This is a genomic window from Leuconostoc sp. JNUCC 76 (genome assembly GCF_053667755.1).
In genome coordinates this window covers 423,216-446,808 of record NZ_CM132206.1, presented here as the reverse complement: position 1 = coordinate 446,808, position 23,593 = coordinate 423,216, and the positions used below count along the sequence as shown (strand labels likewise).

The window sequence follows — 23,593 nt, the reverse complement described above, 5'->3', positions numbered from 1 at the left end:
AACGACTTTCAAGCAGTCGTTTTTCTAGTTATTTATCAATTTTATTCACAGCTGATTCTGGGTTCTTGCCAGATAATACCCGAACAATGTCATTGGTTGCATCAACCGCCATACGCGCCTTAGTTTCAACTGTATTAGAGGCAATATGTGGTGTGAGCAAAACGTTTTCCAATGCAACTAATGGATTCGTAACAGGCAATGGCTCTTCTTCAAAGACATCTAAAGCCGCACCAGCTATCTCACCCAATTTCAAAGCCGAGACCAAATCAGATTCAACCAAAATAGAACCACGAGCCATATTAATTAAAAATGCGTCATTTTTCATTAACTTAAACTCATCTGCACCAATTGAATGCTGAGTTTCAGGTAATGCAGGCAAATGAACCATCACATAGTCGGCAGTTTTAAAAATCGTTTCACGATCAACCAATTCAACATTAGGCACATCCTTGGCAAAGGGATCAAAAGCAATGACCTTAACATCAAACCCACTTAATTTTTTAGCAACTTGCTGACCAATACGACCAAATCCTAAGATACCAACAGTTTTCCCTTCAATATCACGGCCTGGATGTGCCTTTCGATAATTCCAATTATCATCATGAATTGCTTTTGAATCTTGATATAAGTTCTTGCTGATAGCTAATAACTCAGAGACAGCCGTTTCAGCAACTGATCCTGATAAAGCTTTAGGTGTATTCACAACGTAGATACCGCGCTGAGTTGCAGCATCCACGTCAACAGCATCATAACCAACGCCATTACGTGCAATAACCTTTAAATTTGGCATAGCGTCCATTATATCCGCATCAAACTTTTGTGTACCAATCAATACAGCACTTGCCTCTGCCCCTTCAGTCTTCATCTTTTCATGATCACGACCAGAACCAACGACTACTTCTAATCCTGCATCTTCAAGAATCTTTTTCCCAACTGCTGGAATATCATCTGGTAAGAATACTTGTTCTGTCATATTATGCCTCTTTCTTATTATCTGCTAAAAATGCTTCTAGTTCTTCTTGTGTTGGGTACCCATCGTTGTCACCCGGTGTTTGAACTTGTAGAGCACCTACAGCGTTCCCCCGTCGCACAGCATCTGCCATAGTCAATCCTTCAATCAAACCGGTAATCAAGCCAAGCGCAAATCCATCTCCTGCGCCAACAGTATCAACGACCTTTTCAACTTTAAATCCATTAACAATGTAACTCTCACCGCTCTTGTTTTTGACGTAGGCTCCATCAGAACCAATTTTGACAACAACAGTTTGTGTGCGGTCACTGTTATTCAGATAAAAATCGGCGATAGTCTCTGGATCTCTTGATCCGATTAGGATTTCACCTTCATCAATACCAGGTAAAACAATTTCACCATACTTTGCTAAATCATTGATCGTTTCAATCATCACTTCTTTAGACTCCCATAAAGCAGGGCGTAAGTTTGGATCAAATGTTGTTCTAATACCATGATCAATTAATTGTTCAGCAAAATAACGGAATGCTTCACGTGCTTGAAGCGAAATTGCTGGGAAAATTCCTGATAAATGGGCTATCTTTACATCGGAAAAATCAACTTGATCAATTAATGATTTGTCAAAGTGTGCCGCAGCTGAATTTTTACGAAAATTAAAAGTTGATGGATCTCCTTGATCAACTAATTCTTTTAATTGAAAAGCCGTCCAATTATTTTCATCTGTAGCAATATAATGATTACCAACATTATAACGCGCTATTTCCTTAATGGTAAATTGACCCAACGGATCTGCACCAACCTGAGAAATGTATTCCGTGTTATGACCTAATCGAGTAGCACCGATCATAACATTTAGTTCAGCACCACCCAAAAATTTATAGTAATTAATACTATCAACTAAACCCTTATTTAAGTCGGTAGAAGCAAACGTCACTACCGGTTCACCTAATGTTAAAATTTCACTCATCTTGTTTCTCCTAACTCCTTTTTAATGCCCGAAAAAGCCATAAACTAATAGTTCGTTCACAAACGATACTACCCACATCACTGGAATGCCCATTTTTAAGTATTCCTTTGTTTCCAACTTTGAGTATGTTAGCGCCCATGTATTCCATGACTGTGTTAAATCAATGGAAACTGCCATAATACTTGCCGTGTAAAGAAGTGGTAGCAAAAATATTGGTTGGAAAGTACCTGTAGCAGCTAAAACTGCCGCCGTAGCTGCTCCTGCTCCCCAAACATGCAGAGGACCGCGGAACAAAGCCAATGGTGCTAATATACCAATAGCAATCGCCAAAACCAATGGACTACTTGGTAATATCACTTCAATCATGCTTTTAAAATGGGGCACATTCATAGTAGCTGCTCCGGCAAACATAACCAATGCCATCAAGAAGATGATCAGACCAGAAATATCATTGATTGCTTGTGAAACTGTTTTGTTGATAAAAGCAACTAATCCTTTATAAGATTTCATTTGCCCTGTCAATAACAACGCAATAATAGTTGCCAATAACAGAGCAGGAATAGCATCCCAATGGAAGAACATATTCAAGGCCACCGGTAAAACGGGGATGATAAATGTAATTGGATGCGTTTTCTGAAAGGTTGCTTGCTTACTGTCATCAATTGTTTCAATTTCACTATTTTTAATGCTTTTACTATTAAGCAATATGAAGATAATAACGCCTAATAATTGAATTCCCATGGCTGCTAATCCAAAAATCAAGTATTTTCCCGAAAAATTAACTGACGGGAAGAACGCTTTTATTTGGTTAAATAGGACTACGTTAATGTACATTGGCGCACCAATAGCCATTGTGAATGCTGGAATAGCTACCTTTTTAGGGACACCAATCGACAACAAGATTGGGATTAATATAACACCAATGGCAATAACCGAACCAACGCCGTATGCCGACGAGAAAATCAATGCTGTAACGAGCACAACTAATATTGTTGCTAAAATAGGCGCTTTTCGTCCAACTCTTTCAGTCTGTGCCGAAATGGATCCAGCTATACCAGAATCAACTAGTACACGACCAAACCAAGAACCAAAAACAATATAAATAATTGTTGGTCCATAATTCAATGCTGGCTCTGCAATAACCTTTTGAACAACTTGGTCGAAAGGTACCAGCCCAATAACAGACCAGAGAAGCGCCATTACAAAGAAACCAATAACTAAATTACCACCTTTAACAATGTAATAGATAAAGCCTACGAATGTTAGTAAGAGCAAAATACTAATAATTATATTAGTCATAAGTCTTGCACCCCTTTAACTAAACATGGCGAGTGCCTGAACGCCATCTTGTATAACTTTGTCATTAACTGTTGGATATTCAACCGCTATGGGAACGTTGCTTGGCAAGATGTTCAAAATTGATTGCCATGCAATATCTCCTTCATTAAGCGGTACGGTTACCAAATTATCACCGTGTCCTTGGTCATCTTTAACATGAATATAGCGCACATACTGTGCTAGTTTTTCAGCTGCCAAAACTTCATCTTCACCAACATAACGCCAATTACCCATATCATAAACATATCGAATATCTAAATTATTTTCGGTAACAGCAGACATAAACTTTTCAATGGCTTTTATCTTTCCTGAAACTTGAGTTTGATCATTTTCAATATTTGTTTGAATACCACGCGTTAGTAATTGGCTTAACTCAGAAACATCTTCCGAAGATAACGTTTCGAAATCTCCGATATTAAATTTAATCGCATAAATGCCAAGCGCCTGTGCTTCATCATAGTATTGTGCCAATTTTGGATTAAGACGATGGTTCACAAATACCTCATCTGGTACAGAATAAAATAACCGCAACTTGTTATCAGCTGCATACTGCGCAATGGCTGGGGTTTCTTTAATAATGTCGTCAAAGTACTCCCGTCGTAATTCAACCGATGAGACACCGAATGACACAGCTTTTTTTAGCATTTCAAGTTGTTGCATTCCCTTCTCACGATCATTCATGAATACTAAATTATTTAAAACAATTTGTTCTTTTTTCATTATCCGCTCCTCAATACTTATTTAATTCTGTTACATGTTTCAATAGCTCATCAAATCCTAAATCTGACAAATTAGGTTGCGAACGATCAAAATTTTCACCTTCAATTTTGTTAAACTTTTCAACTAAAAAATAAGCTGATAGATATGCTGCCAATTGTTGTTTAGCCATACCCTCCAGATTCTTAGCATCGAAATTCAATTTAAAAGACTCAAGAAATTGTAATGCAAATTTTTCTGGATCAATATGTAACTGCTCTTTTTCCATTTTTTTACCCTTCTATTTCGGATTACGTGTATCGTTTTCGGAAACCGGTTTACATGATATATTGTAAACGCTTCCAAATATTTGTCAACCCCTTTTTTTTATTTGTCGTATAATATTCTCATGAGTAAAAAAGTGACTATCAACGTTATAGCTGAAATGGCAAGGGTTTCGAAGACGACTGTTTCCCGTTTTTTAAATGGGAAATTTGATAATATGTCTGAAGCGACAAAAGAACGAATTGCTAAAACAATTAATGAGTTGGATTATCATCCCAGCCGACAGGCTCAAGCTTTAAAAGCTAAGAACTCTCTTTTAATTGGTATTTCTGTAGCCGATATTTCTAACATGTATACATCTCGTCTTTTGAAGGGAATTAGTGACTATTTTCAAAATACAATTTATCAAGTCTTGATTATGGACGGTGATAACTCGATCGATCGTGAATACAGTAATTTGGAAAAAATGGTAACCGAAAAAATTGACGGTATTATCCTACAACCACTTGTTCACCAACCAACTCACTACCAACTATTAATTGATGAAAATATTCCAGTAGTGCAAGTTGATAGATATACGGAACCGTTTACTTGGCCAGCAGTGGTATCGGATAATTTTCAAAAGTCAATTGAAGTAGCTGAATTGATAAAATCAAAAAAATATGAAGAAATTATAGTTTTATCCAATCATATCAATGGTGTTTCTAGCCGTATGAACCGTTATAACGGTCTCAAATCAGGTATTGCAGATACCAATATAACCATCGAGTTAATTGAAATCGATGACAATAAAAACTGGCAAGATTTATTACTAAAAATGATTCATTCGGACACAAAAAAAGCGCTTTATGCGCTCAATGGTCAGGTTTTATGGGAGATTATTCGATTCTTAAAGAAAAACAATATCTCTATTCCTGATGATGTTGGTGTAATTGGTTACGATGATGATATGTTTGCTGACATGATTTCACCAGAAATTACTTCTGTGTCTCAAAACCCTCAAGAAATCGGTCGCACAGCTGCAGATAATTTAATGCAAATCATGACTGATCAAAAAGCGTTATCTAAAACAATTCGAATACCATCAACGATTCAAATTAGAGAATCACTTTAAAAAATTCATTTATTTAAATTTTTATCAAGGGGGATGTATGACTGCATTATATACACTAGCTTTATTATTAATTGGTGTTATTGGTACGAATCTTATTAAACAATTTGTTCCAAAAATTCCAGAAGCATTTATTTTAATTGTTGTTGGTATAGTTTTATCACTAACACCAATATTCAAAAATTTTGAACTTGAACCTGAATTTTTCATGTTAATGATTATCGCCCCGCTAATGTTCCTAGACGGTCAAAAACAATCTTTTTCGAAAATTAAAAAACGTTTTTCGATTATTTTTCTACTATCCGTCGTCTTAGCGATTGTGACTGCGATTGTTGTCGGATTGATTGCTAATCGTGTAGAAGTTAAGTGGACATTACCTTTAGCTATTGCCTTGGCTGCAATTGTTGTTCCTACCGATGCCGTTGCCGTAAAATCGATGACTGCCTCAGTTGACATGCCCAATGGCGTTGGTGAAGCCTTGGAACTTGAATCATTATTTAACGACGCAACAGGATTAGTGCTACTAGATTTAGCATTATCCGTATTGGAAAAAGGAAAATTTTCACTCATTGCAGGAATCGGTCATTTTTTATTCGTTGCTGTGGGCGGGGCTATTATCGGTATAATTGCTGGCTTTATAATCGTTGCTATTCGAACAAATATCACTTTTAGAACGTCAAGCCCTGAAACAACAATCATTCCAATTAGTTTATTAACACCATTTATCGTCTATTTCTTAGCAGAATCATTTGGTACTTCTGGTATTTTGGCTGTGGTGGCAACCGGTATTGTGCATAATTGGGAATCAAATAAACTTCGATTAACATCAACTCGTGTGCAACTTACTTCTAATACGATTTGGGAATCTATTTCTAATGTTTTGAACAGTATTGTGTTTATTATTTTAGGCATTTCATTACCTATTGTTTGGCAAGAAATTAATACGATGGGTTTTCTTGGCATATCACAATTATTAGGTTTAAGCATTTTAATTTATATAGCCATGTACGTTGTCCGTTATGTATGGGCTTTTCGTGAAGATAATCAAGCTGCCAGTACATTCTTTGATAATCATGATAATCCTAAACAACATCGTTTTTTGTCTCATGTATTCGCTATCAGTGGTGTGCATGGAACGATGACATTAGCAATGGCATTTTCATTACCAATAACAATTGCTAATCACAATTTCCCCTATCGCGCTGAACTGATTGTAGTTGCTACGCTGATTATTTTAATTAGTATGTTGATGAGTGCTATCATTTTACCAGTTGTGCTGCCACAGAAAATTGAAACTTATACCAAAAAGGATTTAGAAGCCATTCGTAATCAAATGGTTGATTATGCTTCATTAAAAGTATCTGAAACGATTGAAGATCACACTGTGCGCGAAGCGATTACGATGCAATTACAGTCACAAAAAGGTTGGTTAAATGAAAACCAAATGAATAATGATTATGTGTCTCAAAGATACAGTGATTTATTAAGTGATACTAAAGACTTCATTTTAACTTTTATTCATAGTGATAATGTCGAACAAGAGTATAGCGCTGAAGTAATTGATACTTATGAAAAGATTGTCAATCGTCTAAAAATTAATAATTTTTTCCAACGTAAATCACTACGAAGAATTCGTCATTACATACACGCACAATTTAGACATGCTAAATGGCACATTCAGAACGGCCAAATCACTAAAAAACAACGTTTACAAGGTCGCGAAAAATGGGCTGAAGAACATCAAGATAAAATGCAACAATGGCAAAATGTACATGATGGATTGCTGTTATTAAATAATGACGTTATCATTGAAGTCAATAAATATTTAGATGCATTGTTACGAGAAAGCCTAAAAAATGAGACTGAAGATCATCAATATATAAGTTATGTACGACAAAGATTTGACCGTTATTTCAGTTTAATCAAACGTGAATATAATAAAGAAACTCCTCAGATTGATAGTGATCTATACATTCAGGCATTTCAATATGAGTATAATTATATTCAGCAAGCAAGTTCTGCAGGTAAAATTCCAAATAAGTTAGCAAGCGTATTGTATAATGAAATTAATGAAGCTCAAACGCTTGAACTACAACAGATTAACCAAATTGAAGCATTAGCTGATTAAAATAAAAATAATGACTAAGCCAGTATATATACTGGCTTAGTCATTATTTTTATTTTAACTTTTCATATATTGGTAGCAATTTTTGTAAGGTTAATAATAATGATTCTGTCAACTCATTACTATCAAATCTGTCATCACCACGTCTAATTTCTATTCCTATCAAAACTTCACTATGTTTAACTGTTTTAAATCGTTTTACTGATTCATCAAAATATGCTAACGAGGTGGTTTCATTTAACATGTGGTTTTGACTTAAACGATAAAATGTTGGTAATCTTTCAACCAATGAATTAACTTCATTTAATTTTTGAACAATCTCTGTTGTCTGTGCAGGTTTCATATTTTCTTCAACAGCCAAATACAAGTAAACATTGTCTGCCCAGATACCTAACTCAAAATGAGGCATCATTTTGTAGCCACGCTTATTTGGTGCAAAGGCAACCCAAGTATTCTCAGGTGTATAAGTTGTTCTACGCAAATGTTTCGCAACGTGAGCGTACCACTCCTGTCCATCACTGCTCAGTATTGGCAACGCAATTTTTGCAAACTGCTCAAATTTAGGATCAATAATCGTTCGTATTTTTTCCATTCTACCTTGTAAGGTCTGGTCCTCAAAAATATCAAAATCACTGTTCTGAAACATTTATTTTCCTCCAATTAATGACAGATAACCACTTAATAACAACATATCCCACTACCAAAATCGTAGCAATCAGGTTCAGCCATATAAGCATCGCAATCATCGAACTAACAGATTGATAAAAATCATATTTGCCTAGTGCAAATTGTGCATAAAATGTAAATCCTTTATTCAGAAGATTCAACATGGCTAGTTCTAGGAAACTTCCGATAATAACAAAACGTAATGGTGCTCTTGCATCTTTTGCTGGTAAGAAAAAATTCATCATGGTTAATGCCAACCATAATCCTATCCAAATAAACCAAGGAGTTTGATGTTGCAAAAAACTAGTCCACTCTGAGTGTGGTAAATGCTGCATGACAATAGTTAACACGTTACTACCAATCATTAATAAAGCAAATACAGTAAGAATAAATAGTAGCCAAATAAACGAAAATGCACGGGTTAATAAACCACTGATGTGTTCTTGAACATCCGAAATTGCATTAAATGACTGACGAAAGACCGCAATTACACGTGAAATTGACCAAATGGTAAATAAAACAGAAAATGACAGTAACGAAGTACTCCTTGATGACAACACTGATTTCATGATTGGTATCACAATGTTTTCAATGTTTTTTGGCAATGTATTGCGCATCATAGTCAATAAATCAGCAGTACTAATGCTAGTAAAAGATACGACAAGTGCTGCCCCCATTAAAATTGGAAATACTGTTAAAAGCGCATAATAAGCAAAAGTTGGCCCGACATATCCAATTTGTGAACGCGTTAAAAGCATGGATAACGTTGAAAGTTTTAATCGTGCATCTAAGACACGCCATGTGTTCATAATTTTCTTTTTCATACTATTATTATCTCAAACATAGCTTGTTTTCAGCAACTTTAATGAAAAAAATACTAAAAATTATAACTCTTCCCAAAAAGTAAACTACTTAGAATATCTTACCAATACCGAAGTGAATAGCAATTGTTATCAATCCGATAATAATATTACGTATAACGGCACGTTTCGCCAAACCATTCGAAATTTTCGCACTTAAAAATCCAGTCAAAGCGACAGCAACCACTGTTGCACCAATGGTAGCTATAAATTGATATTTCCCCGGTACCATCAATAATGTAAGTAAGGGAAAAGCACCACCAATGGCTGCGCAAAACAAAGATGCCCATGCTGCTGACCACGGACTCATGTAATGACCTAAGGTAATATCATATTTAATACTTAGTACGGTCTCCAATGGCCTTTTTGCTAATAGTTCATCTGCTATTTGACTAGCTGTTTTTTCAGACACACCACGATTCATATAAAAATTCTTTACACACTGATGTTGACCAGCTATATCTGTCTTCAACAATTCTTTTTCGGTAGCCACCGCTACTTTTTCACTGTCAGACTGTGAACTAACTGAAGCATACTCACCAGAAGCCATTGATAAAGCACAAGCCACCAAATCGGCTAATCCTGCAATAAAAATTGCAAAATGGCTCGTCGTTACAGCAGCTACTGAAAACAAAACGCCAACAACTGTCAAAATGCCATCGTTTGAACCCAAAACGCCCGCACGAATTGCATTCAATCTTTCGTCCATTGTTTCATGTTTCTCAACCTTTTCCATTTTGTCAGACTCCCCATTATCTAAACATGCGACCAATTAGGTATGTCGCAACCATGGTAAATATACCGGCAATGATATTTCGAACGACCGCACGCTTTTTATCAGCACCGTTCACATGAGCTGCAGCATAACCAGTAATCCCCAAAGCAATGACAACTGCAACAAACGTCGCCATTTCTCGAGCAACTTGTGGTATTAAAGAAATAGCTATCATTGGCAATATCGACCCAATTGGAAAACTAATCAAAGATGCTAATGCTGCATGACTCGCACTCAATTCTTGATTCAAAGAAAAACCATAGCGTTCACGAACTGTTGTTACTAGTGGATCATTATCCATCATTTCTTGTGTCGCTTTTTTAGCCAAATCAGAAGATATACCCGTATCCTCGTATTTTTTTTGAACATAATCAAATTCATCATCGTAATTTGTATTAATAGCCTTTGTTTGCACTTGACGAACTTTTTCTTGAGCATCATGTTGAGAATTAACAGATACAAACTCTCCCATCGCCATAGAAACAGTCCCTGCTAGCATACCAGCAAACCCTGCGAGTAAAATTGTGCCCGTATTGCTTGTGGCTCCAGCCACACCCAGTACAATACCAGAAACTGATAAAATTCCATCATTAGCGCCCATTACTGCGGCACGAATGATATTATTTTTTTGCATAAAACTTGCTTGTTCAGACATAACTCTCCCCCTCTTTGTTAGAACTATTCTAATATACATTCTAACTCAAGATATTAAATAAATCAAGTTATTTGGAACAATTCTACATATCACCATGTTATAATAGTAAGTAAATATGGAGGATTCTTATGACTGATCAAAAATTGCGTACAATCTTGCAAGAGCATGGTTTGAAAGCCACGTTTCAACGCATGGCTGTTTTAGAATATCTCGTTACACACAAAACTCATCCAACAGCAGAAATGATTCATGAAGATTTGAGCAACATTAGTTTGGCAACAGTCTACAACACACTTGACAAACTTATTGAAACAGGATTGATTATTGCTATTGATATTCACGATGACGGTAAACGTCACTTTGACTATTATGGTGAACCACATTATCACATCATTAATCAACAGACTAACGAAATTATTGACGCAGATAATTTTGATATGGCGCCTCTTTTTGATGCAGCACGTAAGGCTAGTGGTTTAAATATTACTGGATATCATGTCGAGGTCTACGGTGTTCAATCAGAAGATTCATAGTGTTACTGCGAAACCAAAAAACGATTAACTAGAATATAGTTAATCGTTTTTATTTATCATATTTTTCTAAAAAATGTTGTATTTTTTCTCTATAGACAACTGGATAATCATGAAAACTTTGGACATGCTTGGATCCTTTTGTAATCCATAATTGCTTTGGCCCTTTTGAAACCTTGTACAAGGGATAGACCATTCTAGTTGGTACAAATGTGTCTGCTCCACCTTGAATAAAAAATATCGGCCGCGTATTTTTAGCTACTTGTTTTAAAGGGCTGGCTTCTTCATACGAATAACCCGCTCGTGCTTTTGAAATTCCAGAAACAATATTTACCAAAGGAAACCAAGGAAGCCCATACATAGCCCCTGCCTCATGCTTCACTTCATCCATAACACTAGTATAAGAAGAATCAGCAATAATTGCCTTTACTTGTTTTGGCAAAGCTCTCTCACCAGAAGTGGATAAGACTGTTGCCGCTCCCATGCTCATACCATACATCACAATGTTTGATTTGTGACCATTTTTTCTAAGAACTTGATTTGTCCAACCAAGATAATCTTTTCTGTCTAGCCATCCATAACCTATCATTTCACCTTGAGAGTCACCATGTGCACGATTATCTGGAATTAATACGTTATAACCTAATTCATGGAACAGTTCACCATATATAGCCATTGTTGTTTTATTATTATGCCAACCATGTGCTAGAACAGCTGTTTTATTTGTTTGTTTGTGAGCCGGTACATACCATGCATCTAATTTTAATCCATCAGTAGTTTTCTGCGTCCAAATCTGCTTCTTACGAGCTAAAAAATCATGCTCATAATGATAAAGTGGATTTGTTTTATTTCGTAATTTATCTGGATAATTAGACGCTACATTTCGCACCTCAGCAACTTGAAAAAAATACATCCCAGCAGCTAATAATAGCAAGCTAGCAATAATTAAAATTCCAATCAACCACTTGTATATCTTCTTCATAGACAAATTTTCCCTTATCATCAATCCTTAAAATTTTACGCTAGTTTTGCGAATGGAGCAAACACTTTGAAATTAAAAATAAATTAGACAATTCACTTTATTTTATTTTTATAATACAAAATAAGTTAGTTATAACTCCATACACATTAAAAAATTTTTTTAATTAATTATTATCACTAGGATTTGGTTAAGAATGGTATCATAAAGTATAGAGAAAGCGAGGTATTATAACGTGACCTACTCACAAAAATGGAATTTAGAAAGCATCTTTCCCGGTGGAATAACTTCACCTCAATTGACTGAAAAGTATAATTTAGTCGAAAAACAAATTGATGATTTCAAAAGTATGGTATCTGATTACAATAGTATACAAGATGAACATTTCACAGCATTAACTAATCTTTCCGACTTAGCACAAGAAATCGGTGCTGGAATAGGAACTATCAATATCTTTGTTAACGGCTTGTCATCAGTAGATTATGGAAATAGTGTATATGGTCCTCATTTCAATAAATTAGGAAATTTGTGGGTATCCTTCTCATCACCATTGAACCAGTTTCAAAAATTACTTTCACAACTAAATGATGAAAATTTTGATAACGCTATTCAAACTGAACGTCTCGCTCCAATTGCTTTTTATTTAACAGAGTTACGTAATAATGCTAAGCGCTTACTTGATGATCAGACAGAAAACCTAATCAACAAGTTCGATCTTGATGGTCAACAAGCTTGGTCACAACATTACGATACTATTTCAGCTTCATTATCAATGAACTATACAGATGAAGATGGTAAAACTCGTCAAATTTCGGCTGGTCAAGCCTTGAATATGTTAGATGGTGAACCAAATAGTAATGTTCGGGCCAATATTATGGCAAACTATGAAAAAATGTGGGAAAAGGCCGAAAATCTTACTAGTGATACTTTGAATCACCTAGCAGGTTTTCGTTTAACAAATCAAGAGGCTCATGGACGCCAATCACATTTAGAGCAACCTCTAGAAATAAATCGTATGTCTCGTGAAACGTTAGATGCCATGTGGCAAGTAGTTGATGCCAATAAAAATATGTTTCAGCCATACTTTGAGCGTAAAAAGCAATTACTTGGTTTAAAATCTATGGGTTGGCAAGATCAAGTTGCTCCTTTAACAAACATTGGTGACTACGAACCTGAAGATGTTTCCTATGATGATGCTGCCAAATTCATTATCGAACAATTTGGAAAATTTTCTCCCAAAATGGCTTCTTTTGCGCAAATGGCTTTTGAAAATAACTGGATTGAGTCTGAGAACCGGCCTGGTAAGCAACCTGGTGGCTATATGGAATCAGTCCCAGATTTACATGAGTCTCGTATTTTCCTAACGTATACTGGTTCTGTAAATGATGCTGCAACGATTGCCCATGAACTGGGTCATGCATTCCACTCTGCGCAGCTAACTGATTTACCATTTTGGCGTGATGCATATGCTATGAACGTGGCTGAAACTGCATCAACATTTGCTGAATTAATTGTTAATGATGCAAATGTCACTGCTGCAAAAACAGATGCAGAAAAGGTTGTCCTATTAGATGCAAAAATGACAAATCCAATCGCTATGTTTCTGAATATTCATGCACGTTTCTTATTCGAAGATGCATTTTACACTGAACGTAAAAATGGTGTAGTCACTCCACAGCGCTTGAATGAATTAATGGACAATGCACAAAAAGAAGCCTTTGATGGTATTTTAGATGTCCGTCATCCCCACTTCTGGTCATCGAAATTGCACTTTTTCATTGACTCTGTGCCATTTTATAATTTTCCTTATACATTTGGTTATTTATTCTCATCAAGCATTTACGCACAAGCACAAAAAGATGGTGACAATTTTGAAGAAAAATATATTGCCTTGCTACGTGACACTGCTAATATGACTTCAGAAGAATTAGCAAAAAAGCATCTTGGTGTTGATTTAACGAAACCAGAATTTTGGCAGACTGGTGCCGATTTGGTTAAAAAAGATATTAACGAATTCTTGTCACTTTCTGAACAATTTGTAAAATGAAAATAGACAAAACAAAAGGCCTAAAGTGTATAACACCTAGGCCTTTTTATTAGTCAACATTTCTAATTTTTTGGTGATTATGTAGCTCATTGACTTGTTTTTGTATTTCTCCAAGCATTTTTGTTTGCATTTTTTGAATTTCAAATAAATCGGGGTTGTCTTTTTGAATAATACGGTCAATTTTAGCATGCAGTACCCTCATCTCTTCCTCGGTCTTTAAATTCACATGGTAATCATTATCTGCGTGCAATCTGTCATAATCAGATGATCGATTCTGACTCATTAGTATTAACGGCGCCTGTAATGCGGCCACCATACTCAAAAATAGGTTTAATAAGATAAAGGGATAGGGATCGAAATGCATGTTGAATAATTGAAAAATATTGGTAATAATCCACATAATCATTGCACAAATGGACACAATAATAAATCCCCAACTACCACCAAAATGTGCGACATTATCTGCTATTTTTTGACCAAATGTATAGGATTCTCTTTGATTCTTATTCACATTAACAACTTTAAAACTTTTATCTGTCAATATGTGCGTTAGTTTGTTATTAATATGTTTATTTGTTCTATGCTTCTCCAATATCATTTTATCAATTTTTTCTAAACGATATTGAAGCAAATGATCAAAGCAAATAAAATCTGCTAACATGCTGTCAGGAAAATCATGCTTTATCTTTTGTTGTAGTTCAATATCTAGTTCTGCCAATAAGACACCATCGACAACATTCTTTTCTTCACCATCCACAAAACAGGTAAAACTTCTATGCATACTGGTCATTATTTATCCCTTCCAACCAACTTCTCAATTTAAAGTAACGAAAAACGATTAAATCTCAGCATTATTCGAGATCTAATCGTTTAACCAGCGATAACCGGTAATTAGTAGTTTTTAAACAAATCCACCAAAAGCATTATCTAAATCAATTGGTTCCTTTTTAGTAACAATAAGTTCCTTGTTCACAAAGGTTTCAATACCAAAGCGTCCTAGCTCACGTCCATAGCCAGAATTTTTAACACCACCAAATGGTAACTCAGGCAACGTGCCACCAAAACTATTTACATAAACAGCGCCTGTCTCAATACGAGAAGCCACCTCTGTTGCATGCTCAGGTGAACCACCAAAGACCACGCCCGATAAGCCATAATTAGAATCATTAGCTAGTGTAATTGCTTCTTCTTCATCTTTCACTTTGTATACTTGTCCAACTGGACCGAAGAACTCTTGATAATACGCTGGGTTATCTTTTGTGATACCAGTTAAAATAACGGGATCAAATAGCGCAGCTGGCTTATCTTGGACAACACTACCATATTCAAGAGTGGCACCGGCATCAACCGCCGCTTTCACTTGTTTGGTCAAGTTCTTCTTAGCCTTGCTGGTACTTAATGGTGCTAATGTCGTATCTTCCAACAATGGGTCACCTAGCTTTGCTTCAGTAAAGGCATCTTTTAACATTGTAAGTACTGCATCGTAATTTTTTTCGGTTACAATAAACCGTTTAGACGAAGTACATACCTGCCCTGCATTGTATAGACGAGCACCCCCGATAATTTTTTTAATCTCAGATAAATCAGCATCATCCAGAACAATGAATGGATCACTTCCACCAAGTTCAAGCGAACTTTGTTTCATATTTTTACCAGCTTCGGCAGCAATTAATTGTCCGGCACGTTCTGAACCAGTTAACGCCACTCCCTGTACACGATCATCAGCAATAATTTTATTCACTTGATCATAATCAATGAATAAATTAGCAAAAGCACCAGTTGGTGCACCAGCCCGTTCAACAATTTTTTCAAATTCGGATGCAGCCATTGGCGTATTACTTGCGTGCTTCAAAAGCATTGGGTTTCCAGCTATATAATTGGGTGCAAATACACGAATAATTTGATAGTAAGGGAAATTCCATGGTTCAACCATCATCAATACACCAGTGGGGCGCGAAATTACTTGCGCATCCCCCATCGAGGATTTAATTGGTTCTGGCTTAAGAAAATCTGCACCATTTTTGGCGTAGTAACGAGCAATTGAAACACTTAACGCTACTTCACCTTGAGCCTCGATAAATCGCTTACCCATTTCAATAGTAAGTACCTTAGCTAAATGATCAGCATCTTCTTCCATCAAGTCAGCAATTTTGTTTAATATCTCTGCACGGCCACTAGCCGGGTCATTGCGCCACTTCTTATACAGTGCATGACCTTCGGCAATGGCTTTCTCAACATAAGCATCATCATGATTGTCAAATGTTTGAATAACTTCGTCGTTAAAGGGATTAATTGTTTGATAGCTCATTTTATTCGACCTTTCTTCAATTAACAAATTACATTTCTGTTCTAAACACCCTTACTATAACACCATCATTCATTCGCAAAGTATATTTTGTTTGTGATATTTTCAGCAAAGCACATTATTTATAAATGTAAAGAACGCCAATATTTTAAGGTAGCGCTTATATTTGCACTTTGACTAATCATACTGATTACAGCAGCACCGTTAACACCCGTAGATAAAACTGATGACAAATTTGTTTCTGATATGCCACCGATTGCCACACTTGGCCATTTACTTTTACTTGTCAAATATTGCAACCCTTCAATCCCAATCTCTGGATTTGCATCCAATTTGCTTACTGTCGCAAAAACAGGACCAATTCCGATATAATCAATCCCTTTAATATTCTCTATTCTTTTATATTCGCTGTCGTTAGACACCGACACCCCAACAGCTAGACTTCCAGATAATTGAATATTATTGATGATATCGCCATCTTTTTGCCCAAAATGAACACCCTCTGCATCAATTTCATGTGCTAGTTGAATATCATCATCAATAATCAATGGAACATGGTAGTCAGCTGTTAGCTGCCGGACTTTTTTGGCCACTCGTAATTTCTCCGATCCACTTAAAGCAAGTTGACCTTTTTCTCGATATTGAAACACACTGATTTTTGATTGCAGTGCTTCCTCTAAGACTTCAAAAAAATGTCTCTCTCCATTGGTGTCCTGAGTTCCTAATACAAAATAATTTACTAATATGCTCGGATCAAACATTTTCTAGTACCTCTGGAAAATGCCTGTCAGTCACTATTGCTTGGTGATTAAGCGGCCCATGACCATGACCAACATCGATACCTTCACGAATGGTAGCATCAACATAAGCTTTTGCATGAATAATAGCCGTTTCCATATCATCTCCCAAAGCTAAACGTGCAGTAATAGCCGCAGAAATTGTATCCCCTGTCCCGTGAGTTCTAATTGTATCTACCCGTGAACTTTTAAGCCAAAAATGACTACCATCAGCTAGTAGAATATAGTCATAAACATCTTTTCCAGAGGCATGCCCGCCTTTTAATAATACGTTTTCAGCTCCTAATTGTTGTATCTTTAAAGCTGATTGCATGACATCCTCATGGTTAGTAATGCTTGACCCACTTAAGACTTCAGCTTCTGGCCTATTAGGCGTAATGAGCGTTGCCAACGACATCAAACTAGACTTAATAGCAACTATGGCCTCATCACTCAATAAGTGAGCGCCTCCCTTGGCAATCATTACAGGATCTAATACATAGTCACCAAAATCTGCTTGTTGTAAATATTCAGCCACTGCTTCTACTGTAGCCACATCACCAAGCATGCCACTTTTTACAGCACTTACTTTTAAGTCATCAGCCACTGATTTTAATTGGGCATGGATCATAGATGGTGAGGTCATCGAAACTTGCTGTACACCCATCGTATTTTGTGCTGTTAAAGCAACAATAACATTAGCGCCATAAACACCTTGGGCAGCAAACGTCTTTAAATCTGCACTAATTCCAGCACCACCACTACTATCCATACCAGCAATTGTTAAAACTTGGGGCGTTTTATTAACCATAATTTAGCACACTTTTCTCAATAAACTTTTGAACATCGATATTATCAATAACAAATAATTCATCTAATAATTGATTGGTAAAAGAACCTGGTTGATTCGTTTTTGTGGCGGCTTTTTGTCCAGCAAGTTTGAATGTAGCCATTGCATTCATCACATTAGAAACCTTTAGCTCATCAGCAATAAACGCGCCAATTAATGATGATAAGGCATCTCCTGTACCTACAATAGAAGATAATTGTTCCACATTTATATCAAGTGTTTGTGTGTATTGACCATCACTGACAACGTCACAAGAACCGCTTAGCGCAATAACTGCACTTGTTTTTTTGGCGGCACGCTGTGCAATTTCAATTACGTCCCCTTTTCCAGTAGCATCAATACCTTGACTAGCAAAATCAATATCGGCAAACCAAGCAATTTCGGCCGCATTGCCACGAATAACATCAACATGACCAGATGCTAAAAATTGTGTAATAGCTTTAGACCTGAATGGAACTGAGACAGCAACCGGATCTAATACGACTGGCTTGCCTAATTGGTATGCTTCCTGAGAAAGTTTAATAATATCGTTAATTTCTACTTTTTGAAGCGTACCTGTGTTAATAATCACTACATTGGCAATTCCGGCTAATTCCTTAAATTCTGCTAGCTCGCGACTCATTAACGGTGAGGCACCAACAACATTAACTACATTGGCTACAAATTGTGGTGTAACAAAATTTGCATAAGTAAGGACAAGAGGTGATTTCATTCTAACATCTGTAATATTCATGATTAAATTCCTTTTTTTCTTGTTTGGCTTCGTGTTTTTAAAATTAACATTAATGAATAAAAAAACCGCTAACTATCAGAAAAGATTAGTTAACGGCTAAATAGGCATATTTATACACCAGAATAGTTCATTATTATAATCTTCCTTCGCACGAATTACCGTAATCAGGTTCAATGGGTATCTCTCAGCCAGCTTGGGCACCCCAGATATTTATTTAATTCTACTTCAGTGTACCTGAATTTATATGAATAATCAACCGCCTAAGTATGCCTTGCGCACATCATCTGATGCAAGTAGCTCTGCTCCCGTACCTGTCATCGTAATCTTGCCACTTTCCAAAACATAGCCGCGATCCGCAATTTTTAGCGCTTGATTCGCATTTTGTTCGATTACTAATACTGTCATTCCTTGTGCATTAACATTTTTAATAATATCAAAAACTTTTTCAATAAATAGCGGTGCCAAGCCCATGGAAGGTTCATCCAACAATAATAATTTTGGTTGTGCCATTAATGCGCGACCCATGGCTAGCATTTGTTGCTCACCACCAGATAAAGTCGCCGCATCTTGATTACGTCTCTCCTTTAAAATTGGAAACTGATCGTAAATAAGTGCATATTCATCTTTCAAGTTAATGCCCTTGCTTCGAGTAAAAGCACCTAACTGTAGGTTTTCTTGAACAGTCATGCCAGAAAAAACGCGCCGTCCTTCTGGCACTTGGGCAACTCCACTTGAAACAATTCGCTCTGAATTCATAGTTAATATGTTTTGATTTTCAAATAAAATACGTCCCTTAGTGGTTTTTTCTAAGCCTGAAATCGTACGTAAAATTGTAGTTTTCCCAGCGCCATTAGCACCAATTAGTGATACGATTTCGTTATTGTTCACCACAAAGTTAACGTCTTGTACCGCTTTAATGGCACCATAACTTACGTTTAAATTTTCAACTGTCAGTACTGCACTCATTCGTTATTTTCTCCCAAATATGCACGGATCACATCGGCATTCTGCTGTATTTCTAATGGTGTGCCACTGGCTAATAACTTACCGTACTCTAATACATATAATCGCTCACTGACAGCCATAACAAGATTCATATCATGCTCAATTAAAATAATGGTCATCTTAAACTCTTGTTGAACTTGTTTAATTAAACGTGTTAAATCAGCCGTTTCTTGTGGATTCATACCAGCTGCTGGCTCATCTAAAAATAAGACTTTAGGTTTTGTGGCCAGTGCCCGAACAATTTCTAAACGTCGTTGTTGCCCATATGGTAAGTTTGTTGCCAGCGTATCTTGTACCTCCAGCATATCAAAAATACTTAGCAGCTTACGAGCTTCGTTTTTTAGTTGCTCTTCATTTTTATAAAATGAAGGTAAACGAAACAATGAACTGAATACATGTGCCTGAGTATTAGCATTCATGGCAATCATAACATTCTCTAATACTGTTCGACTTTCAAACAAGCGAATATTTTGAAAAGTGCGCGCAACACCTAATCGAGCCCTTTTTGCAGGCGATTGACGATTGACATTAGCTAACCGCTGACCATCAAATAAGAGTACTTCTCCCTCACTAGGTGAATACACACCTGTTAGTAAATTAAATAATGTGGTTTTACCTGCACCATTTGGCCCAATTAAACCAATTAACTCATTTTCGGAAGCTTCAATATTAACACCATCAACAGCAGTTACACCTCCAAAACGGATACTTAAATCACGCGTTTTCAGAATTGTCTGAGCCATGTCCGTCTCCTTCATCAAATAACCATTTCTTTAATGATAGTTCTCGACTACCAAAAATACCTTGAGGTCTAATCAGCATCACAGTAATTAAAATAACAGCGTAGATGACCATACGCAACGAACCAAAATTTTGTAACATTGTATCTAACACACCTAATGCAATTGCTGTCACAACTGTCCCACTCATTGAGCCAATCCCACCTATTACAATAATGATTAAGATCATAATACTTTGTATAAAAGCATAGTCTTTAGGCGCAATAGATTGGATGAAACTTGCACGCAAGCTACCAGCCATAGCAGCAAATAGTGCCCCAGTCACAAAAGCAATTACCTTATATTTAGTTGTATTAATTCCTAAGGATTCGGCAGCAATTTCATTATCACGAACGGCAATAATAGCTCGCCCAGGCATACTACGAACAAAGTTGACCACAATAATCAATGTTATAACTGCTAATATATAAACTAATTGCCAACTCACAAAAGGTGCGATGCCAAAAATACCAGCTGGTCCGTTAGTTATTTTCAAGTTCATAATGACAATTCGAATAATTTCAGCAAACCCTAATGTTGCAATAGCCAAATAATCACCACGTAAACGCAAAGTTGGAATACCAACAATTAGGGCAATTATGCCACTGACTACGATACCCGCGGTCATTCCCAAAATAAAGCCACTGATACCAGGAACAACTTCCATAACTAATGCTGTCGCGTAAGCACCGATAGCCATAAATCCAGCGTGCCCTAACGAAAACTGCCCCGAAATACCAACCACTAGATTAAGTCCCAGTGCAGCAATGATATTAATGCCAATAAGTACAATCGTTGTGATGCCATAATGACCAATAAGGCCAACCATTTGAGCTACGAATATCAAAATGAACCCCATTGCAGCCAAAGATGCCCATGATAACGTGTATTTAATATGCGCTTGATCCATCAAACTTTCTCCCGCTTGTTTTTCCCTAAAATACCAGTCGGTTTAATAAGCAATATGACAATCAACATTGCATACACAATCGCATCTTTGTAATCTGAAAAAGCTGTCGCTTGAACCATTGTTTCCAATATACCGATTAACCAACCACCTACTGCTGCCCCTGGAATAATGCCTATACCGCCCAAAACCGCGGCAACAAAAGCTTTCAACCCAGGTGTCATACCCATCAATGGGTCAATACTGTTATAATATAATCCAATCAAAACGCCACCAGCCGCCGCCAATGCTGACCCAATTGCAAATGTAAATGAAATTGTGTGATTAATGTTGATACCCATTAATGAAGCTGCATCTGGATCCGCGGATACTGCCCGCATCGCACGACCCATTTTTGTATTTTTAACAATGTAAGTCAATAACAGCATCAAAACTATTGAAGTTACAGCAATAATCAACTGAATATTTGAAACTTGTATACCATAAAAATGGTATTGTACTGTCTTAATCGCCTGTGGAAATGAACGTTGATCTGACCCATATAAATAAGTCATGCCATTTTCTAACAAAAAAGAGATGCCTAAAGCGGAGATTAGAACCGCAATTCTTGGAGAATGACGCAATGGTCGATAGGCAATATACTCAATGACCACACCAATAATGGCGCTTACTGCCATTGCGAGAATTAATGCTATAAAGAAATTTAAATGTAAAACCTTAATGAAAAAATAGCCAAAATACGCACCGAGCATGTATACATCACCATGTGCAAAATTGATTAATTTAATAATACCGTAGACCATTGTATAGCCTAAAGCTAGTAGCGCATAGACACTGCCTAGCATAAGACCATTGATTAATTGTTGAATGAAAGTAGTCATTTTAACCTCAAAATATTATAAAACGCATTAGTTTCATACGTTTCTTAGAAAACGCGTTCACTTAACAACTACGGCAGATGACTCTTTGCCATCAGTCATGCCAACCATAACCATTGATTTGACAGGATTGTGGTCTTTGTCAATTGACATCTTACCAGTTACACCATCAAAATTTTTCAAGTTAGCCAATCCCTTAGTAATTGCCGATTTGCTAGTTGAATTTTCATTTTCAATAGCTGTTTTTATCATGCGAACCGAATCATAAGCTAAAGCTGTAAATTGTGATGGATACTTGCCGTAAGCCTTTTTATAAGCTTTGGCGAATGGTGCTGAAGCCTTAGTAGCTGGTGCATCAACTGAGAAATGTGCCGCATAATAAACATTGCTTGTATTTTTATTTCCTGCAATTTCAGCCGTTTTAGCATCACCAATACCATCTGGTCCAATAACCGGCACATCAATCCCCATATCACGCATTTGCTTCAAAATTGCACCACCCTCAGTGTAGTAGCCATTGATAGCAATTGCGTCAAACTTTTTATCCTTAATTTTTGTCAAAACTGCTTGAAAGTCTTTCGTACCTTCTTGATAAGATTCAACATCTACGACGTTACCCTTAAAGGCTTTTTTAAATGCAGATGTGATACCAGTACCGTAATCGGAAGAATTGTCCTGGAAAATCACAATATTTTTTGCTTTTAAAGTCTCTGTGGCAAATTGTGCCATCTTTATACCCATAAAAGAATTTTTGTATTGTGCGCGGAATACGTAAGGTTGGACATTCCCATTCTTTTGCAAAGTAATGTTGTCTGCACCAGCAGTTGGTGAAATCATCGGCGTCTTACCCTGAGTTGCCACTGGCACTGCTGCTTGAACCCCAGAGGTAATCACGGGACCAACGATAGCACTGACCTTTTCTTTGTTAATCAAACTACTTGTTACCGAAGCTGTTTCAGTATTGTCCGTCTTAGCATCTTTGTTAATGATTTTAAACTTATAGCTTTTTCCGTTAACTTTAACACCACCATTAGCATTAATTTGCTTTATAGCAAAGTTAGCACCATCTTGCTCAGCCTTTCCATATGAGGAAGCGTCACCGGATGTATCAAAGACACCCCCAATTTTGATTACATTTGATGTTGATGCTTTGCTAGACTTATTGACTATCCCAAATGTAACGATACCACCAATAGCAACAATAAACGCAGCGCCGACAATTACAATTTTTTTCATACTTTCTTCTCCAATTTATTCTCTCAATTCCTTCTTTTCGCAAACAAAAAAACCATGAATACCAAAATTCATGGTTTACTAAACGTTAATAATGACAGCAGTTATACTCATCACTTCAAC

At 36.5% G+C, this 23,593-nt stretch carries 24 protein-coding genes and 1 riboswitch; of the genes, 4 read left to right on the top strand and 20 right to left on the bottom strand.

Annotated elements, in window-relative coordinates; translation table 11 throughout:
* Positions 1 to 28: 28 nt before the first annotated feature.
* Genes JNUCC76_RS02435 through JNUCC76_RS02415 form a run of 5 tightly spaced genes read right to left on the bottom strand, consistent with a single transcriptional unit; the run spans position 29 to position 4,260 of the window.
* A complete protein-coding gene (locus JNUCC76_RS02435) occupies positions 29 to 973 on the bottom strand; it encodes a phosphoglycerate dehydrogenase (RefSeq protein ID WP_454155512.1) in 945 nt (314 codons plus the stop codon).
* A gap of 1 nt (position 974) precedes the next feature.
* A complete protein-coding gene (locus tag JNUCC76_RS02430; protein WP_454155510.1) occupies positions 975 to 1,937 on the bottom strand; it encodes a sugar kinase in 963 nt (320 codons plus the stop codon).
* Between the two features lie 21 nt (positions 1,938 to 1,958).
* A complete protein-coding gene (locus tag JNUCC76_RS02425; protein WP_454155508.1) occupies positions 1,959 to 3,236 on the bottom strand; it encodes a gluconate:proton symporter in 1,278 nt (425 codons plus the stop codon).
* A gap of 15 nt (positions 3,237 to 3,251) precedes the next feature.
* Positions 3,252 to 3,995 (bottom strand): sugar phosphate isomerase/epimerase family protein, encoded by a 744-nt coding sequence (locus tag JNUCC76_RS02420; protein ID WP_454155507.1) that lies wholly within the window; start codon positions 3,993 to 3,995, stop codon positions 3,252 to 3,254.
* Between the two features lie 10 nt (positions 3,996 to 4,005).
* Positions 4,006 to 4,260, bottom strand: coding sequence for a hypothetical protein (locus JNUCC76_RS02415; RefSeq protein ID WP_010286019.1), 255 nt, complete (start codon positions 4,258 to 4,260; stop codon positions 4,006 to 4,008).
* Positions 4,261 to 4,380: 120 nt separating this feature from the next.
* Here JNUCC76_RS02415 and JNUCC76_RS02410 point away from each other — a divergent pair, with 120 nt between their 5' ends.
* Entirely contained in the window at positions 4,381 to 5,370 is a 990-nt protein-coding gene (locus JNUCC76_RS02410; protein WP_454155504.1) for a LacI family DNA-binding transcriptional regulator, read from the top strand.
* Positions 5,371 to 5,407: 37 nt separating this feature from the next.
* Entirely contained in the window at positions 5,408 to 7,495 is a 2,088-nt protein-coding gene (locus tag JNUCC76_RS02405; RefSeq protein ID WP_454155502.1) for a cation:proton antiporter, read from the top strand.
* Between the two features lie 49 nt (positions 7,496 to 7,544).
* On the opposite strand, the gene JNUCC76_RS02400 is transcribed toward JNUCC76_RS02405, so the two are convergent.
* The 4 genes from JNUCC76_RS02400 to JNUCC76_RS02385 form a co-directional block, all read right to left on the bottom strand.
* Entirely contained in the window at positions 7,545 to 8,138 is a 594-nt protein-coding gene (locus JNUCC76_RS02400) for a DUF1054 family protein (RefSeq protein ID WP_454155501.1), read from the bottom strand.
* Entirely contained in the window at positions 8,122 to 8,982 is an 861-nt protein-coding gene (locus JNUCC76_RS02395; RefSeq protein ID WP_454155499.1) for a YihY/virulence factor BrkB family protein, read from the bottom strand. Before JNUCC76_RS02395 ends, JNUCC76_RS02400 begins: the two co-directional genes overlap by 17 nt.
* Before the next feature lie 88 nt (positions 8,983 to 9,070).
* On the bottom strand, positions 9,071 to 9,754 hold the full coding sequence (locus JNUCC76_RS02390) for a VIT1/CCC1 transporter family protein (RefSeq protein WP_454155498.1): 684 nt from the start codon (positions 9,752 to 9,754) through the stop codon (positions 9,071 to 9,073).
* 16 nt (positions 9,755 to 9,770) lie between these two features.
* Complete coding sequence (locus JNUCC76_RS02385; RefSeq protein ID WP_454155496.1) at positions 9,771 to 10,448, bottom strand: VIT1/CCC1 transporter family protein; 678 nt, start codon at positions 10,446 to 10,448, stop codon at positions 9,771 to 9,773.
* A gap of 128 nt (positions 10,449 to 10,576) precedes the next feature.
* On the opposite strand from JNUCC76_RS02385, the gene JNUCC76_RS02380 reads away from it, so the two are divergent.
* A complete protein-coding gene (locus tag JNUCC76_RS02380; protein WP_454155494.1) occupies positions 10,577 to 10,981 on the top strand; it encodes a Fur family transcriptional regulator in 405 nt (134 codons plus the stop codon).
* A 49-nt stretch (positions 10,982 to 11,030) separates the two neighbouring features.
* Here the strand turns inward: JNUCC76_RS02380 and JNUCC76_RS02375 are convergent, their stop codons facing one another.
* Entirely contained in the window at positions 11,031 to 11,960 is a 930-nt protein-coding gene (locus JNUCC76_RS02375) for an alpha/beta hydrolase (RefSeq protein ID WP_454155492.1), read from the bottom strand.
* A gap of 232 nt (positions 11,961 to 12,192) precedes the next feature.
* On the opposite strand from JNUCC76_RS02375, the gene JNUCC76_RS02370 reads away from it, so the two are divergent.
* Positions 12,193 to 14,004 carry a M3 family oligoendopeptidase gene (locus tag JNUCC76_RS02370; RefSeq protein WP_454155490.1) on the top strand — a complete coding sequence of 604 codons (1,812 nt, stop codon included), beginning with the start codon at positions 12,193 to 12,195 and terminating at the stop codon, positions 14,002 to 14,004.
* Between the two features lie 49 nt (positions 14,005 to 14,053).
* Here the strand turns inward: JNUCC76_RS02370 and JNUCC76_RS02365 are convergent, their stop codons facing one another.
* From JNUCC76_RS02365 to JNUCC76_RS02320, 10 genes are all read right to left on the bottom strand, one after another.
* Positions 14,054 to 14,794 (bottom strand): DUF1003 domain-containing protein, encoded by a 741-nt coding sequence (locus JNUCC76_RS02365; RefSeq protein ID WP_454155488.1) that lies wholly within the window; start codon positions 14,792 to 14,794, stop codon positions 14,054 to 14,056.
* A gap of 111 nt (positions 14,795 to 14,905) precedes the next feature.
* Positions 14,906 to 16,312 carry an NAD-dependent succinate-semialdehyde dehydrogenase gene (locus tag JNUCC76_RS02360; RefSeq protein ID WP_454155486.1) on the bottom strand — a complete coding sequence of 469 codons (1,407 nt, stop codon included), beginning with the start codon at positions 16,310 to 16,312 and terminating at the stop codon, positions 14,906 to 14,908.
* Between the two features lie 119 nt (positions 16,313 to 16,431).
* Positions 16,432 to 17,070, bottom strand: coding sequence for a thiamine phosphate synthase (gene thiE, locus JNUCC76_RS02355; RefSeq protein WP_454155484.1), 639 nt, complete (start codon positions 17,068 to 17,070; stop codon positions 16,432 to 16,434).
* Positions 17,063 to 17,896, bottom strand: coding sequence for a bifunctional hydroxymethylpyrimidine kinase/phosphomethylpyrimidine kinase (thiD, locus tag JNUCC76_RS02350; protein WP_454155482.1), 834 nt, complete (start codon positions 17,894 to 17,896; stop codon positions 17,063 to 17,065). Before thiD ends, thiE begins: the two co-directional genes overlap by 8 nt.
* Positions 17,889 to 18,668, bottom strand: a complete 780-nt coding sequence (gene thiM, locus JNUCC76_RS02345) for a hydroxyethylthiazole kinase (RefSeq protein ID WP_454155480.1) — start codon at positions 18,666 to 18,668, stop codon at positions 17,889 to 17,891. Before thiM ends, thiD begins: the two co-directional genes overlap by 8 nt.
* A 124-nt stretch (positions 18,669 to 18,792) precedes the next feature.
* A riboswitch (TPP riboswitch) is annotated at positions 18,793 to 18,883 on the bottom strand.
* 37 nt (positions 18,884 to 18,920) lie between these two features.
* Positions 18,921 to 19,634: an ABC transporter ATP-binding protein gene (locus JNUCC76_RS02340; protein WP_454155478.1), complete on the bottom strand. Its 714-nt coding sequence runs from the start codon at positions 19,632 to 19,634 to the stop codon at positions 18,921 to 18,923.
* Positions 19,631 to 20,416 (bottom strand): ABC transporter ATP-binding protein, encoded by a 786-nt coding sequence (locus tag JNUCC76_RS02335; RefSeq protein ID WP_454155477.1) that lies wholly within the window; start codon positions 20,414 to 20,416, stop codon positions 19,631 to 19,633. The genes JNUCC76_RS02340 and JNUCC76_RS02335 overlap by 4 nt, the downstream gene beginning before the upstream one ends.
* Positions 20,388 to 21,362: a branched-chain amino acid ABC transporter permease gene (locus JNUCC76_RS02330; protein WP_454155475.1), complete on the bottom strand. Its 975-nt coding sequence runs from the start codon at positions 21,360 to 21,362 to the stop codon at positions 20,388 to 20,390. The genes JNUCC76_RS02335 and JNUCC76_RS02330 overlap by 29 nt, the downstream gene beginning before the upstream one ends.
* On the bottom strand, positions 21,362 to 22,240 hold the full coding sequence (locus JNUCC76_RS02325) for a branched-chain amino acid ABC transporter permease (RefSeq protein ID WP_454155473.1): 879 nt from the start codon (positions 22,238 to 22,240) through the stop codon (positions 21,362 to 21,364). Before JNUCC76_RS02325 ends, JNUCC76_RS02330 begins: the two co-directional genes overlap by 1 nt.
* Positions 22,241 to 22,297: 57 nt before the next feature.
* Positions 22,298 to 23,473, bottom strand: coding sequence for an ABC transporter substrate-binding protein (locus JNUCC76_RS02320; protein WP_454155471.1), 1,176 nt, complete (start codon positions 23,471 to 23,473; stop codon positions 22,298 to 22,300).
* Positions 23,474 to 23,593 lie beyond the last annotated feature (120 nt).

Excerpts from the sequence above, each read along its gene's own strand:
- JNUCC76_RS02330 (WP_454155475.1), bottom strand. The coding sequence starts at position 21,362 with ATGGATCAAGCGCATATTAAATACACGTTATCATGGGCATCTTTGGCT.
- JNUCC76_RS02395 (WP_454155499.1), bottom strand. The coding sequence starts at position 8,982 with ATGAAAAAGAAAATTATGAACACATGGCGTGTCTTAGATGCACGATTA.
- JNUCC76_RS02400 (WP_454155501.1), bottom strand. The coding sequence starts at position 8,138 with ATGTTTCAGAACAGTGATTTTGATATTTTTGAGGACCAGACCTTACAA.
- thiD (WP_454155482.1), bottom strand. The coding sequence starts at position 17,896 with ATGGTTAATAAAACGCCCCAAGTTTTAACAATTGCTGGTATGGATAGT.
- JNUCC76_RS02430 (WP_454155510.1), bottom strand. The coding sequence starts at position 1,937 with ATGAGTGAAATTTTAACATTAGGTGAACCGGTAGTGACGTTTGCTTCT.
- JNUCC76_RS02425 (WP_454155508.1), bottom strand. The coding sequence starts at position 3,236 with ATGACTAATATAATTATTAGTATTTTGCTCTTACTAACATTCGTAGGC.
- JNUCC76_RS02325 (WP_454155473.1), bottom strand. The coding sequence starts at position 22,240 with ATGACTACTTTCATTCAACAATTAATCAATGGTCTTATGCTAGGCAGT.
- JNUCC76_RS02435 (WP_454155512.1), bottom strand. The coding sequence starts at position 973 with ATGACAGAACAAGTATTCTTACCAGATGATATTCCAGCAGTTGGGAAA.
- JNUCC76_RS02410 (WP_454155504.1), top strand. The coding sequence starts at position 4,381 with ATGAGTAAAAAAGTGACTATCAACGTTATAGCTGAAATGGCAAGGGTT.
- JNUCC76_RS02380 (WP_454155494.1), top strand. The coding sequence starts at position 10,577 with ATGACTGATCAAAAATTGCGTACAATCTTGCAAGAGCATGGTTTGAAA.
- JNUCC76_RS02335 (WP_454155477.1), bottom strand. The coding sequence starts at position 20,416 with ATGGCTCAGACAATTCTGAAAACGCGTGATTTAAGTATCCGTTTTGGA.
- JNUCC76_RS02360 (WP_454155486.1), bottom strand. The coding sequence starts at position 16,312 with ATGAGCTATCAAACAATTAATCCCTTTAACGACGAAGTTATTCAAACA.
- JNUCC76_RS02365 (WP_454155488.1), bottom strand. The coding sequence starts at position 14,794 with ATGACCAGTATGCATAGAAGTTTTACCTGTTTTGTGGATGGTGAAGAA.
- JNUCC76_RS02390 (WP_454155498.1), bottom strand. The coding sequence starts at position 9,754 with ATGGAAAAGGTTGAGAAACATGAAACAATGGACGAAAGATTGAATGCA.
- JNUCC76_RS02320 (WP_454155471.1), bottom strand. The coding sequence starts at position 23,473 with ATGAAAAAAATTGTAATTGTCGGCGCTGCGTTTATTGTTGCTATTGGT.
- JNUCC76_RS02405 (WP_454155502.1), top strand. The coding sequence starts at position 5,408 with ATGACTGCATTATATACACTAGCTTTATTATTAATTGGTGTTATTGGT.
- JNUCC76_RS02415 (WP_010286019.1), bottom strand. The coding sequence starts at position 4,260 with ATGGAAAAAGAGCAGTTACATATTGATCCAGAAAAATTTGCATTACAA.
- thiE (WP_454155484.1), bottom strand. The coding sequence starts at position 17,070 with ATGTTTGATCCGAGCATATTAGTAAATTATTTTGTATTAGGAACTCAG.
- thiM (WP_454155480.1), bottom strand. The coding sequence starts at position 18,668 with ATGAATATTACAGATGTTAGAATGAAATCACCTCTTGTCCTTACTTAT.
- JNUCC76_RS02375 (WP_454155492.1), bottom strand. The coding sequence starts at position 11,960 with ATGAAGAAGATATACAAGTGGTTGATTGGAATTTTAATTATTGCTAGC.
- JNUCC76_RS02340 (WP_454155478.1), bottom strand. The coding sequence starts at position 19,634 with ATGAGTGCAGTACTGACAGTTGAAAATTTAAACGTAAGTTATGGTGCC.
- JNUCC76_RS02420 (WP_454155507.1), bottom strand. The coding sequence starts at position 3,995 with ATGAAAAAAGAACAAATTGTTTTAAATAATTTAGTATTCATGAATGAT.
- JNUCC76_RS02385 (WP_454155496.1), bottom strand. The coding sequence starts at position 10,448 with ATGTCTGAACAAGCAAGTTTTATGCAAAAAAATAATATCATTCGTGCC.